This window comes from Rathayibacter sp. AY2B7 (assembly GCF_002931635.1).
GTDB lineage: Bacteria > Actinomycetota > Actinomycetes > Actinomycetales > Microbacteriaceae > Rathayibacter.
On record NZ_PSUC01000101.1, the window covers coordinates 1 to 13564 of the forward strand.

Sequence of the window (13564 nt, forward strand, 5' to 3'; positions counted from 1 at the left end):
GGTGGCGCCGGCGAGGAGGCCGCGGACGAAGAACCTCTGGAGGGAGAAGAACACGATGAGCGGCACGATGATCGAGATGAACGCGCCGGCCGTGAGCAGGATGGGTGACGTCGCGGCAGGCGGCGGGATGCGCGGAGGGGCGCGCGGCGGGAGGATCTCGAGCAGCGATCCGGACAGCCAGAGGGAGATCAACGCGGCGGCTCCGAAGGTCGACGACCTGCTCCGGCGCATCGCGGGACTCTTCCGCGACCACCGCCCCAAGCTCACGCTCACCGTGATCCTCGTGCTCGTCGGCGCCGCCCTCACGGTGGTGCCGCCGCTCCTCACCCAGCTGGCCTTCGACCGCGGGCTCTTCCCGCCCGGCGGACGCCCGAACCTCCCCGTGCTGCTCGAGCTGGTCGGCGTCATGGTGCTGGTCTGGGCGTTCTCGGCGATCCTCGGCGTCTGGCAGACCTACCTCACCGCGACCGTCGGCAACACGGTCATGGGGGAGCTGCGCATCCGCCTCTTCCGCCACCTGCAGGCGATGGAGCTCGGCTTCTTCACCCGCACCCGCACCGGCGTCATCCAGTCGCGCCTCGCCAACGACGTGGGCGGCGTGGCCAACGTGCTCACGAACACCGTCTCGAGCGTGCTCGGCAACACCGTCACCGTGATCGCGGCCGTCGTCGCGATGCTGCTGCTCTCGTGGCAGATGACGATCGTCGCCCTCGTCCTCACTCCGGTGCTCGTCGTGGCCCAGCGCCGCGTCGGCCAGGTGAGGGCGCGCATCGCGACGAAGACGCAGGAGTCGCTGTCCGAGATGACCGCGATCACGCAGGAGACCCTGAGCGTCTCGGGCATCCTCCTGGCCAAGAGCTTCGGCCGCCAGGAGTCGGAGGTGACGCGCTACGCCGACGAGAACGGCCGCCAGATCGAGCTCCAGGTGCGGCAGCAGATGTCCGGCCAGTGGTTCTTCGCGATGGTGCAGATCTTCCTCTCGGTCATCCCCGTGATCGTCTACCTCGTGGCCGCCTGGCTGATCCTCGGCGGCACCACCGTCACCGCCGGGACCGTCGTGGCCTTCACCACCGTGCAGGCGCGCCTGATGTGGCCGCTCCTGGGCCTGATGCGCGTCGCGCTCGACCTGCAGACGGCCGGAGCGCTGTTCGCCCGCATCTTCGAGTACCTGGACCTGCGCCCGGCGATCACGGACAGGGCAGATGCACGCGAGGTCTCGGGCGAGCTCGGCCGGGTCGAGCTCGACGACGTCGTGTTCCGCTACCCCGACCAGACGGAGGACGCGCGCCCGACGCTCGACCACGTCTCGGTCGCGATAGAGCCGGGCCAGTTCGTCGCCTTCGTCGGTCCCTCCGGCGCGGGCAAGACCACCATCTCGTACCTCGTCCCGCGCCTCTACGACGTGGCCGGGGGAGCGGTGCGCTTCGCCGGCACCGACGTGCGCGAGCTGCGGCAGGAGTCGCTCGTGGCGCACATCGGCATCGTCAGCCAGGAGACCTACCTCTTCCACGCGACGATCGGCGACAACCTCCGCTACGCCCGCCCCGACGCGACGCAGGAGGATCTGGAGGCGGCCGCCCGCGCCGCGAACATCCACGCGACGATCACGTCGTTCCCCGACGGCTACGACACCCTGGTCGGCGAGCGCGGCTACCGGCTCTCCGGAGGCGAGAAGCAGCGGCTCGCGATCGCGCGCGTCCTGCTGAAGGACCCGGCGGTCCTCATCCTCGACGAGGCGACCAGCGCCCTCGACACCGTCTCGGAGCGGATCGTCCAGACCGCGCTCGACGACGCCGCCCGCGGCCGCACCACCATCGCGATCGCCCACCGGCTCTCGACCATCGTGTCGGCCGACGTCATCCACGTCGTCGAGGGCGGCCGGATCGTCGAATCGGGCACCCACCGCGAGCTGCTCGGCCTCGGCGGCCTCTACGCCTCGCTCTACGCACAGCAGACGGAGTCGGCCCTCCAGGGCTGAGCCGCGGATCGGCGGCCGGACTTCGCGGGGCTACTCGCAGCCGACGCCGTCTGAGTCGCCGGGCCCCGTGCACGACGTGGGCGGAGAGCACGTGCCACTCCCCGGTGGGGGAGGCGCACGACTCTCAGCCGATATCGCGCGTGCCGGAGGCGGTCACTCCGCCGGCCGGTCCTCGAGCATCTGCTCCATCAGCGAGATCTCGGCCTCCTGGGCCTTCACGACGGAGGAGGCGAAGTCGGTGGCGACCGTCACGCGGCTCCGGGCGAGCAGGGCCTCGGCCATGTCGATCGCGCCGCGGTGGTGGGCGATCATCAGCTCGAGGAACATCCGGTCGAAGTCGCGGCCCGACGCGCTGCTGAGGGCGGTGATCTGGTCCGGTGTCGCGAGACCGGGCATGCTCGCGGGCACGACGCCGTCCTCGGTCCCCATCCCCATCGACGAGTGCTCGTCGGCGGCTCCGGCCAGGGTCGGCCGGCCCATCCAGGTCATCGAGGGTTCCGGAGCAGCCTGCGGCAGGCCCCACGAGTTCAGCCAGCCGAAGAGCTGACCGGCCTGCTGCTGCTGGGTGAGCAGGATGTCCTTCGAGACGGTGAGGACCTCGTCGTCGGCGCTGCGCTCGCGGGCGATCATCGCCAGCTCGGCGCCTTGCAGGTGGTGAACCTGCATGTCGCGCGCGAAGCCCGCCTCGGCGCTGGCGCTCGAGGGCGTCGCCGCGGAGGCGAACGGGGCGAGCGCGCCGAAGAGGTAGCCGCCGGCCGCCCCGAGGAGGAGCGCGACCACGGCGACCGCGGCGACGAGGATCCGGCCCCTACTGCTTGCCGGGCGCATCGATCCCTCCGGTGCAGGGGGCGCCGGGCTCCGGAGCGCTCGAGGACTGCCAGAAGCGCTCGACGAAGGCGTCGATGCGGGGGTCCTCGGGCGAGTCGATCGCGACCTGGGCGTCCCAGGCGCTCAGCACGATGGGCGACTCGAGGCCCTCGTAGGGCGAGACGACGGAGTAGGTGTCGGGCATCGCGGCGATCAGCGCGTCGACCTCGCTCTGCGGGAGCTCGGGGTCGTAGGTGGCCCAGACGGCGCCGTGCTCGAGGTCGTGCACCGCGTTCTCGTTCGGGACGGGCTCGTCGTAGACGCCGCAGTTCATCCACACGGCGTTGTGCGGGCCGCCCGCCGGCGGGGTCTGCGGGTAGTCGACGGCGCCGGCCACGTGGGTGGCGTCGTTGTCGAAGGTCTGCAGGCCGTCGATCTCGCGCGCCTCGACGATCTGCTGGTTCCCGAAGACGGTGACCGCGACGATGCCGCCGACGGCGAGGACGGCCAGGGCCGACAGCGACCAGATCCAGATGCGGGAGCCGCGCTTGCGGCGGTCCTGCTCGCGCTTGTAGGCCTCGAGCTTCTCCTGTCGGGCGCGGTTCTTGGCGGACATCGTGTCTTTGGGCACGGCGGCGTCTCTCGTTCTGAGGGCGGAAGGCGCCTGTGGCGGGCGCAGGCGCCTGAGAGGCGCTCTCAGAGGATAACGAGCGAGGCTTCGGATCGGATCAATGCGCGGTCAGGGGAGATCTCGACACGCCCGCGGAGCGAGCTGCTCGATCAGCGGAAGAGGAGGCCGCGGAGGAGTGGGACGGCGCGCCGCCGCTCCGCTCAGGGGGCGAAGGTGAGCCAGAGCAGCAGGCCGTTCAGGACGATGAGGAAGACGGCGGCCAGGGCGGCGGCGAGGGTGGTGAACCAGCGGTTCGTCTGGTCGCCCATCAGGCGGCGGTCGCGGGTCAGGATCACGAGCGGCACGAGCGCGAAGGGGATGCCGAACGACAGGACCACCTGGCTGAGCACCAGCGCGCGCGTCGGGTCGAAGCCGATCGCGAGCACCAGGAGCGCCGGGATCAGCGTGACCAGACGACGGGCGACGAGCGGCACCCGCACCTGGAGCAGACCGTGCATGATCTCGGCTCCCGCGTACGCGCCGACCGAGGTCGAGGCGAGGCCGGAGGCGAGCAGGCCGACGGCGAACAGGGTCGCGACCACCGGTCCGAGCGCCGCGCCGATGGCCGCGTGGGCGCCCTCGAGGCTGTCGGTCCCGGCGACTCCCGCGAGGGAGTGCGCGGCGAGGAGCAGGATCGCGAGGTTCACGGTGCCGGCGATGGCGAGGGCGATCGTCACGTCGATCCGGGTGGCGACCAGGATCCTCCGGCGCGCGCCGACGCCCTCGACGTGGCCGAAGCGGTCGCGGGCGAGCGCGGAGTGGGCGTAGATCGCGTGGGGCATGACGGTCGCGCCGAGGATCGAGGCGGCGAGCAGCACCGACTCCGAGCCCTCGAAGCGCGGCACGAGACCGGTGACGGTCGCGCCCGCGTCCGGCGGATCGACGACCACGCCGACCGTGAAGCCGACGGCGATCAGCACCATCAGCGCCGTGATCACCCGCTCGAACGGCTGCGCCCCGCCCCGCGTCTGCACGAGCAGCAGCACCAGCGAGACCGCGCCGGTGACCACGCCGCCGGCCAGCAGCGGCAGTCCGAAGAGCAGATTCAGCGCGATCGCGCCGCCGATCACCTCGGCCAGGTCGGTCGCCATCGCGACCGTCTCGGCCTGCAGCCAGTAGGCCCGGCGGCCCCAGCGGCCGTGCAGGCGGTCGCCGAGCAGCTCGGGGAGGCTGCGGCCGGTCATCAGGCCGAGCTTCGCCGAGAGGTACTGGATGAGCCAGGCCATCAGGTTGCCGAGCACCACCACCCAGACCAGGAGGTAGCCGAACCGGGCGCCGGCCGTCATGTTGCTGGCGACGTTGCCCGGGTCGAGGTAGGCGACTCCGGCGACCAGCGCCGGGCCGAGCAGGCGGAGGAGGTGGATGTCGGCCGGACGCCGCGGCGGTGCGGCGATCGGTGAGGTCATTCGGGGTCCGTTCCGGGTCGACGGCGGCGCTCGCGGACCCCCACGATAGGGCACCGGCGCGACCGGCGGCACTCCCCTCCCGAGACCGCTCCCTGTGCCTCCGCCCACCCCCGTCACACGCCGGGAGCCGGTTGCTACGCTGGCGGGATGAGCCTGGATCGCGCCCTTCCCGCACGCCCGGAGACCGGGATGGCCTACGCCGATTCGGTCCTCGACCTCATCGGCGACACCCCGCTGGTGAAGCTGGGCCCGGTCGCGGCGGGCGTGCAGGCGACCGTGCTGGTCAAGGTCGAGTACCTGAACCCCGGCGGCTCGTCGAAGGACCGCATCGCGACCCGCATCATCGACGCCGCCGAGCGCGACGGGCTGCTGAAGCCCGGCGGCACCATCGTGGAGCCGACCAGCGGCAACACCGGCATCGGCCTCGCCCTCGTCGCGCAGCAGCGCGGCTACCGCTGCGTGTTCGTGCTGCCGGACAAGGTCGGGGAGGACAAGCGCAACGTCCTCACCGCCTACGGGGCCGAGATCGTCGTGACGCCGACGGCCGTCGCTCCGGAGGACCCCGCCTCCTACTACTCCGTCTCGGACCGCCTCGCCCGCGAGATCCCCGGCGCCTTCAAGCCCAACCAGTACGCGAACCTCAACGGACCGCTCAGCCACTACGAGACCACGGGCCCCGAGATCTGGCGCGACACCGCCGGCCGGCTCACCCACTTCGTCGCGGGAGTCGGCACGGGCGGCACCATCAGCGGCGTCGGCCGCTACCTCAAGGAGGTGTCGGAGGGCCGCGTGCAGATCGTCGGCGCCGACCCCGAGGGCTCCGTCTACTCGGGCGGCGGCGGTCGCCCGTACCTGACCGAGGGCGTCGGCGAGGACTTCTGGCCGAGCGCGTACGACCCGAGCGTCGTCGACCGGATCATCGCCTCCAGCGACGCCGAGTCGTTCGCGATGACCCGCCGCCTCGCCCGCGAGGAGGGGCTGCTCGTCGGCGGATCGAGCGGGCTCGCCGTCTCCGTCGCGCTCAAGGCCGCCGCCGGTCTCGGGCCGGACGACGTCGTCGTCGTGCTCCTGCCGGACGGCGGGCGCGGCTACCTCGGCAAGATCTTCAACGACCGCTGGATGCGCTCCTACGGCTTCCTCGAGATGCGCGACGAGGGCACCGTCCGCGACGTGCTCCGCGCGCGGGCGGCGAGCGGGCAGGCCGACCTCCCGGCGCTCGTGCACGCGCACCCGACCGACACGATCCGCGACGCGATCGGCATCATGACCGAGTACGGCGTCTCGCAGCTGCCGGTGCTGACCGCCGAGCCGCCCGTCGTGATGGGCGAGGTCGTCGGAGCCGTCGACGAGCGCGAGCTGCTCGACCGCGTCTTCGCCGGATCCGCCTCGATGAACGACCCGCTCGGCGACTGCGTGGGCGACGCGCTCGCCCTGATCGGGCTCGGCGAGAGCATCACCGCCGCCCGCGCCGCGCTCACCGAGCGCAGCGCCCTCCTCGTCACCGACGAGGGCAAGCCCGTCGCGGTGATCACCCGACAGGACCTCCTCACCTACGCCACGGCCTGACGGCCGCCGCCTCCGCACCTCCGACCCAGGGAGCCCGCACCATGCCCAAGAAGCAGCACTTCGACACCCGCGCCATCCACGCCGGCCAGGAGTTCGATCCGACCACCGGCGCGGTCGTGCCGCCCGTCTACATGACCTCCACGTTCGTCCAGGACGGCATCGGCGGTCTCCGGGGCGGCTACGAGTACGCCCGCTCGGCGAACCCGACGCGCGACTCGCTCCAGGAGCTCATCGCCTCGCTCGAGGGCGCCGACGTCGCCTACTCCTTCTCCTCCGGCCTCGCCGCCGAGGACACCCTGCTGCGCGCCGCCCTCGCGCCCGGCGACCACGTCGTCCTGGGCAACGACGCGTACGGCGGCAGCCACCGCCTGATCGACCGGGTGCACAGCGCCTGGGGCGTGCGCAACACGGCCGTCGACATGTCGAACCTCCGCGAGGTGCAGCGGGCGATCGTCCCCGGCGAGACGAAGATGCTCTGGGTCGAGACCCCGTCGAACCCGCTGATGACCATCAGCGACATCGCCGAGCTCGCCGACCTGGCCCACGCGCACGATCTGATCGTCGTCGTCGACAACACCTTCGCCTCCTCCGCCCTGCAGCAGCCGCTGGCCCTCGGTGCCGACGTGGTCGTGCACTCGACCACGAAGTACCTCGGCGGCCACTCGGACGTCGTCGGCGGCGCGCTCGCCCTGCGCTCGGGGCCGCTGGCCGAGAAGATCGCGTTCCTGCAGTTCGCGGTCGGAGCGATCTCGGGCCCGATGGACGCATGGCTCACGGTCCGCGGCATCAAGACCCTCGGGGTGCGGATGGAGCGCCACTCCGTCAACGCGCAGGCGGTCGCCGAGTTCCTCGTCGAGCACCCGGCGGTGACGGCCGTGCACTACCCGGGCCTGCCCTCGCACCCCGGCCACGAGCTGGCGAAGCGCCAGATGTCGCGGTTCGGCGGGATGCTCTCGCTCGAGCTCGGGACGCCGCGCGCGGCCCGGAAGTTCGCCGAGTCGACCGAGCTGTTCCAGCTCGCGGAGTCGCTGGGCGGCGTCGAGTCGCTGATCGGCTACCCGAGCGAGATGACGCACGCGTCGGTGAAGGGCACGCCGCTGGAGGTCTCGGAGTCGCTGGTGCGCCTCTCGGTGGGCCTCGAGGACTCGTCCGACCTGATCGCGGACCTGTCAGCGGCGCTGCCGAAGAAGTAGAGGCGGGAACGCCGCCCCGCGGGGCGGCATCTCGATGGTGCGCCCGATTCGGCCCCTGCCAGGATCGGGCGCATGACCTCCTCGCGCCGCTTCGTCGACCTCAGCCACACCGTCGCGGACGGGCTGGTGACCTACCCGGGCCTGCCCGCTCCGCGCATCCGGCCGCACCTCACGCGTGAGGCGTCCCGCGCCTCCTACGCGCCCGGCACCGAGTTCGCGATGGACGTCATCGAGATGATCGGGAACACGGGCACCTACCTCGACAGCCCGTTCCACCGCTACGAGGGCGGAGCCGATCTCGCCGCTCTCCGGCTCGAGACGCTGGTCGATCTGCCTGCCGTCGTGGTCGACGCGACCGGAGCCACCGGACGGGGCATCAGTGCGGACGCGGTCGCGGGACTCGACGTCCGCGGCGCCGCCGTCCTCCTCCGCACCGGCTGGGACGCGCACTTCGCCACGCCCGGGTACGGCAGGGGCGCCCCCTTCCTCAGCGGCGCGACGGCGGAGTCGCTCGTCGCCGCCGGCGCGGTGCTGGTCGGCATCGACTCGGTGAACATCGACGACACGGAGTCGGGCGGATCGCGGCCCGCGCACTCGGCCCTCCTCGCCGCGGGAGTGCACGTCGTCGAGCACCTCACCGGCCTCGGCGGGCTGCCGGCGACAGGGGCGCGCTTCACCGCCGTGCCGCCGAAGGTGCGGGGCTTCGGAACCTTCCCGGTGCGGGCCTTCGCGGTCGTCGACGAGCCCTGACCGGCGCGGGGCGCCCGGGCGCCTCCGGCTAACCTGGACCGATGCATCCCGCTCTCGCCGCCGTCGGCCGGCGCGTCCGGCCCCGCACGCGCCTCGCGGCGCTGGGCCGTCGTGTCCGCCCCCGCACGCGGCTGCGCTCCGCGGCCCGGGTCGTCCGCTCCGCCCCTCAGCGCCTCTCGGAGCGCCGCGCCGCCGTGATCGCCGCCCGGCCGATCGACCACCCCTCGCCCGCGCTCCGGCGCGAGCTGCTGCTGCTCGACCTGGTCAACCGATTCTCCCGCCGCTCCGCGGTCGATCCGGCGGGCGAGGTCGTGGTGACGATGACCACGCACGGCGAGCGGCTGCAGCGGGTCCACGTGGCGCTCGAGTCGATCGCCCGCGGCGACGCCCGGCCCGCGCGCCTGGTGCTCTGGCTCGACGACCCGGCCCTGCACGCCGACCTGCCCGCGCCGCTGCGCCGCCTCCGCCGCCGCGGCGTCGAGATCCGCCTGGTCGACGGCTACCGCGTGCACACGAAGTACTACCCGCACCTGCTCTCGGGCCGGGCGGGGGAGCGCGACCTCGTCACCTCCGACGACGACATCGTGTACCCGCGCACCTGGCTGAGGGGCCTGCTCGACGCCCGCTCGCGCTACCCCCGCGAGACCGTGCTCTGCTACCGCGCCCACCGGGTGGGGGTCGTCGACGGCGCCGTCGCTCCGTACACGAGCTGGACGCCGGTCGCCGACACGCGCGCGTCGACCGACGTCTTCGGCACCTCCGTCTCCGGGCAGCTGCTGCCCGCCCCGCTCCTCGGCGAGATCGCCGCGCACGGGGACGCGTTCCGCGAGACCGCCCCGGACGCCGACGACATCTGGCTGCACGTGCGCGCGGTCGACGCCGGCTACCGGATCGCGCAGATCGAGCCCCGGGCCCAGCTGTTCCCGTTCGTGCCGCGCACGCAGCAGTCCGGGCTCTACCTCGTCAACTACTGGGACGGCGGCAACGACCGCCAGGCCCGCGCGGCCTACACACCCGAGGTGACGGCGCGGATCGCGGCCGATGCCTCCGCGAGAGGGGAGGTGCGCTGATGCGCCTGCTGTTCGTGAGCAACCTCTACCCGCCGCAGGTGCTCGGCGGGTACGAGATGACCTGTGCGCGCGTCGCGGAGGCGATGGCGGCCCGCGGCCACATAGTGCGCGTGCTGACCACGCCGACCTACCTGCCGCCGGAGCCCTCGGGCGTCGAGGTGCACCGCACGCTGAGCCTGCGCACCTACTTCCCGCTGCCGCAGACGGGCGGCGAGATCGCTCAGCTGCTGCACCACGAGAGCGCCGTCTCGCGGTTCGAGAACACCCGCATCCTGCTCGAGGAGCTGCGCGACTTCGCGCCGACCCACGTGGTGGCCTTCAACCTGCTCGGGATCGGCGGCCTCGCGCTCATCGACCTGCTGCGGGCGGTGGAGGCCCCGTGGATGTGGAACCTCGGCGACCGCATCCCGAACGCCCTGGTCGACGGGCTGCCCGAGCGCGTGCTCCGCGTCTACGGCGCCCAGGCTCCCGACCACTTCGACCGCGGCGAGATCGTCGCGGTCAGCCGCTCGCTCGTCGACGCGATCGAGGCCGGCGGGCTGAGCCTGGGCGAGGTCGAGGTGATCGGGCGCGGAGTGTCCGTTCCCCCCGACACCGCGGAGCCGCGGCGCTACCGCGAACGCGGGACCACCCGGTTCACGTTCGCCGCGTCGCTCGGCGAGCACAAGGGCGTCGGGCTGGTGCTGGAGGCGGCGGCGTCTCTCGCGGAGGAGACCCGCGACTTCCGCGTGGACCTCTACGGCGACGGAGACGTGGACGGCTGGCGCGCCCGGGCGGACGAGGCGGGCCTGGCCGGCCTGGTCGAGTTCCACGGAGCGACGCCGCACGCCGAGGTGCTCGCCGCGCACGGGCGCGCCGACGCGTTCCTCTTCCCGACCTGGGCCGGAGAGGCGTTCGGCGTCGCGCCGGTCGAAGCGGCCGCGGCGGGCGCCGTGCCGATCGTGACGGCGGCCAGCGGAGTCGCGGAGTTCCTCATCGACGGGGTCGACTGCATCAAGATCACCCGCTCCGCCCCGGCGCTCCTCGAGGCGATGCGGGACGTGGCGAGCGGGGCGGTGGACCTCGAGGCGCTCGGCCGGCGGGGCCGGGCCGCGGCGCGCGGACCGCTCTCGTTCGAGCGCTCCGTCGAGCTGATCGAGGCCTCGCTCGAGCGCCGCTCCCGGCCGGGCCTCGCCGACCGCCTCGCCGACACCACCCTCGAGGCCGACATCATGGACAAGGATCTGCGGGCGATGGACGTGCTCCACCGCCGCTTCTCCGGACGGGACCACGACGATGACCACTGACCACGACTTCCTCCAGGACCCCGGCTCCGCGCCCACCCGGCTCGGCCGCGGCGGCGTCGTGCTCCGCGACGCGGTGCACCGGCTGGTCGCCCCCTGGTTCGAGCAGGCGCGGCTGCGCACGGAGGAGCTGCGCGCCGAGACGGCGGCCCTGCGCGACGAGATGGCCGGGCTCCGCGGCGAGCTGAGCGCGGTGCAGGGCGACGTCTCCGTGCTGCGCGACGAGTCGGCGGGCCTCCGGGCGGCGCTGGACGAGCTCAGCGCGTCGGTCGCGGCCGACCGCGCCTCGTCCGAGGCGGCGGGTGCGGCGGCCGCCGAGCAGGCCGCCGACACCGCGGCGGCTCTCGACGAGCGCGTCCGCGGGGTCGAGCTCGAACTGCGGGCGGTCACCCGGCGCCTCGCGGAGGCGCTCGACCGCTGAGGCGGCGAGGCCCGGTCCTCGCGGCGATCAGGCGGGGACCGCCGTCCGCGCGAGCAGCTCTGCGATGCGCCCGGTGCAGCCGCCGCAGCCCGTGCCGGCGCGGGTCGCCCGCCCGACGCAGGCGACCGTCCCGTGTCCCGCCGCAGCCGCATCGGTGATCATCGCCGCCGTCACGCCGTTGCACCAGCAGACCGTGGCATCGGCGGCGAACGGATCGCCGGTCGCGGCGGTGCCCGCATCCGGGGCGTCCAGACGCAGGAGGCTCGACCGGTCCGCCGGCAGCTCCGAGCCCCGCTCGAAGAGGAGGCTGAGCTCGGCGCCGACCCGGGGCAGACCCACCGAGACGAACCCGCGCAGCACTCCTCCCGCGGTCACGAGCTTGGCGTAGCCGCCGCGGGCGGGGTCCGCCCACAGGGTCACCTCGAGGTGCTCCTCGCCCGGGCGGTGCGGGTCCCACGGCTCCGGGGCCACGTCGCCTCCTGCCACGAGGTCGACGCCCTCGGCCTTCAGCATCACGACCGCCGGTCGGGCGTCGGGGACGCGCTCCTCGCCGCAGCGGCCCTCCGCCTCCGCCCGGATCCGCGCTGCGAGCCGGTCCGCCTGCTCCCATCCCGGACCGATCAGTCCGCTCGGTCCGCCGGGCACGCGGCCGTCGGGCAGGGCCGAGCCGCGGGGGGCGACGTGCGCGCAGTCGCCGATCGCGAAGACGTCCGGGTCGCTCCAGCTGCGCAGCTGCTCATCGACCAGGATCCCGGTCGAGACGGCGAGCTCCGCGCCCGCGGCCAGCTCGACCCGCGCACCGACACCGCACGAGAGCACCAGCAGATCCCCCTCGATCTGCTTGCCGTCAGCGCAGACGAGCGCCTGGAAGTGCGCACGGCCGCGGTCGTCGTGCGCGAGCAGGACGCTCTCGGACCGGGCGTGCGCCACCATCTCGACGCCGGCCGCGCGGGCGGCCGCGGCCAGCATCCGGCCCCCGCCCGCGTCGAGATTGCGGGCCATCGGGATGTCGCCGTGGAAGACCACCACCACCTGCGCGCCCTGCTCGGCGGCCGCGAGGGCGAACTCGATCCCGAGCACTCCCGCCCCGAGCACGACGAGGCGCGCGCCGGAGCGCACGGACTCGCGGACCACCCGGGCGTCGGCCAGGTCGCGCAGCGCCACCACCCGCTCCGGGAGGGGCCGGGAGCCCGCGTCGAGCGACTCCGGATCGGCGGCGCGCACCGTCCGCTCGCGTCGGGACCGCTCCATCCCGGCGAGGGTCGGCACGTTCGCCCGGGCGCCGGTGGCCAGGACGACGCGGTCGTAGGGCAGCCGCTCGCCGTCGTGCAGCCGCACGACGTTCCGCGCGCGGTCGATCCCCACGACGGCCGCTCCCAGGCGCAGGACGACGCCCGCCGCCTCCGCCGCCGTCCGGTCGCCGAGGTCGAGGCGCTCGCGGGTCGCCCGGCCGACGGCGTACTCCGCGAGCAGGACACGGTTGTACGGGTCGTCGCTCTCGGCGCCGACCACCGTCAGGGCGACCAGACCGGCCCGCACGGCCGGCAGCAGCTCCTCGACGAAGCGCGAGCCGACGGGGCCATAGCCGATCAGGACGATCCGCTCGGGAGGTGTCTCAGGCATGTGCCGTCCCTTCCGCGCGGACCCAGACCCGCGTGCGCTTGAACTCGGGCATCGACGACACCGGGTCCACGACGGCCTCGGTGAGGAGGTTCGCGCACTGCTCACCCGCGTAGTGGAAGGGCAGGAACACCGTGTCGTGGCGGATGTCCGCGGTGACGCTCGCGCGGGCGCGGACCACGCCGCGCGCGTTCCCGATCGCCACAGGTGCTCCGTCGCGGACGCCGAGCCGCGAGGCGGTCGCCGGGTGGATCTCGAGCCGAGCCTCGGGGCGGGCCGCATCGAGCTCCGCGACCCGCCGGGTCTGGGTGCCCGACTGGTACTGCTGGAGGTAGCGGCCGGTCACCAGGGTCAGCTCCTCGCCGCGGTCCACGACGACGGGGACGGCGGGGATGACGGCGACCAGGCGCGCCCGGCCGTCGGGGTGCCCGAAGCGCTCAGCGAAGAGGCGCGGCGTCCCCGTGCCGCCCGCGGGGTAGGGCCAGTGGGCGGCGATCCCGGTGTCGAGCAGGGCGTGCGAGAGGCCGGAGTAGTCGGCCACGCCTCCCGCGGACGCGCGGGCCAGCTCGTCGAACACCTCCGCGGGGACGGTCGACCAGCTCGAGGGGGCGTCGAGACGGCGCGCCAGTTCGCTCATGATCCAGAGCTCGCTGCGCACTCCCGCCGGCGGGTCGATCGCCCGGCGGCGGCGGAGCACCCGGCCCTCGAGCGAGGTCATCGTGCCCTCCTCCTCCGCCCACTGCGGCACCGGGAGCACCACATCGGCCAGTGCGGCGGTCTCGGAGAGGAAGAAGTCGCAG

At 73.7% G+C, this 13564-nt stretch carries 12 protein-coding genes and 1 pseudogene; 7 read left to right on the forward strand and 6 right to left on the reverse strand.

What is annotated here, in order from left to right:
* Nucleotides 1-99 (reverse strand): annotated as a pseudogene (locus C5C27_RS18620) (carbohydrate ABC transporter permease); the annotation flags it as partial.
* A gap of 1 nt (nt 100) precedes the next feature.
* On the opposite strand from C5C27_RS18620, the gene C5C27_RS14150 reads away from it, so the two are divergent.
* The gene (locus C5C27_RS14150) at nt 101-1978 is read left to right on the forward strand and encodes an ABC transporter ATP-binding protein (RefSeq protein ID WP_104314729.1); all 1878 of its coding nucleotides are present in this window, start codon (nt 101-103) and stop codon (nt 1976-1978) included.
* A 153-nt stretch (nt 1979-2131) separates the two neighbouring features.
* Here C5C27_RS14150 and C5C27_RS14155 read toward each other — a convergent pair whose 3' ends face one another.
* The 3 genes from C5C27_RS14155 to C5C27_RS14165 form a co-directional block, all read right to left on the reverse strand.
* The gene (locus tag C5C27_RS14155) at nt 2132-2806 is read right to left on the reverse strand and encodes a DUF305 domain-containing protein (RefSeq protein ID WP_104224341.1); all 675 of its coding nucleotides are present in this window, start codon (nt 2804-2806) and stop codon (nt 2132-2134) included.
* The gene (locus C5C27_RS14160; RefSeq protein ID WP_244230507.1) at nt 2787-3416 is read right to left on the reverse strand and encodes a DUF3105 domain-containing protein; all 630 of its coding nucleotides are present in this window, start codon (nt 3414-3416) and stop codon (nt 2787-2789) included. The genes C5C27_RS14155 and C5C27_RS14160 overlap by 20 nt, the downstream gene beginning before the upstream one ends.
* Before the next feature lie 200 nt (nt 3417-3616).
* Nucleotides 3617-4861 (reverse strand): Nramp family divalent metal transporter, encoded by a 1245-nt coding sequence (locus C5C27_RS14165; protein ID WP_104314724.1) that lies wholly within the window; start codon nt 4859-4861, stop codon nt 3617-3619.
* A 189-nt stretch (nt 4862-5050) separates the two neighbouring features.
* Between C5C27_RS14165 and C5C27_RS14170 the strand changes: the two genes are divergently transcribed.
* The 6 genes from C5C27_RS14170 to C5C27_RS14195 all read left to right on the forward strand — a co-directional run bounded on the left by C5C27_RS14170 (nt 5051) and on the right by C5C27_RS14195 (nt 11144).
* Nucleotides 5051-6427: a cystathionine beta-synthase gene (locus C5C27_RS14170; RefSeq protein ID WP_104227178.1), complete on the forward strand. Its 1377-nt coding sequence runs from the start codon at nt 5051-5053 to the stop codon at nt 6425-6427.
* A gap of 41 nt (nt 6428-6468) precedes the next feature.
* Nucleotides 6469-7620 (forward strand): cystathionine gamma-synthase, encoded by a 1152-nt coding sequence (locus tag C5C27_RS14175; RefSeq protein ID WP_104238260.1) that lies wholly within the window; start codon nt 6469-6471, stop codon nt 7618-7620.
* 72 nt (nt 7621-7692) lie between these two features.
* Nucleotides 7693-8370 (forward strand): cyclase family protein, encoded by a 678-nt coding sequence (locus C5C27_RS14180; protein ID WP_104314725.1) that lies wholly within the window; start codon nt 7693-7695, stop codon nt 8368-8370.
* Nucleotides 8371-8411: 41 nt separating this feature from the next.
* Nucleotides 8412-9440 carry a glycosyltransferase gene (locus tag C5C27_RS14185; protein WP_104314726.1) on the forward strand — a complete coding sequence of 343 codons (1029 nt, stop codon included), beginning with the start codon at nt 8412-8414 and terminating at the stop codon, nt 9438-9440.
* On the forward strand, nt 9440-10726 hold the full coding sequence (locus C5C27_RS14190) for a glycosyltransferase (protein WP_104314727.1): 1287 nt from the start codon (nt 9440-9442) through the stop codon (nt 10724-10726). Before C5C27_RS14185 ends, C5C27_RS14190 begins: the two co-directional genes overlap by 1 nt.
* Entirely contained in the window at nt 10716-11144 is a 429-nt protein-coding gene (locus tag C5C27_RS14195; RefSeq protein WP_104314728.1) for a hypothetical protein, read from the forward strand. The genes C5C27_RS14190 and C5C27_RS14195 overlap by 11 nt, the downstream gene beginning before the upstream one ends.
* Nucleotides 11145-11171: 27 nt before the next feature.
* Here the strand turns inward: C5C27_RS14195 and C5C27_RS14200 are convergent, their stop codons facing one another.
* Nucleotides 11172-12767 carry an NAD(P)/FAD-dependent oxidoreductase gene (locus C5C27_RS14200; protein ID WP_104238255.1) on the reverse strand — a complete coding sequence of 532 codons (1596 nt, stop codon included), beginning with the start codon at nt 12765-12767 and terminating at the stop codon, nt 11172-11174.
* Nucleotides 12760-13564 (reverse strand): molybdopterin oxidoreductase family protein (locus tag C5C27_RS14205; RefSeq protein ID WP_181133549.1); only part of this gene is annotated, 805 nt, incomplete at its 5' end. The genes C5C27_RS14200 and C5C27_RS14205, both read right to left, overlap by 8 nt.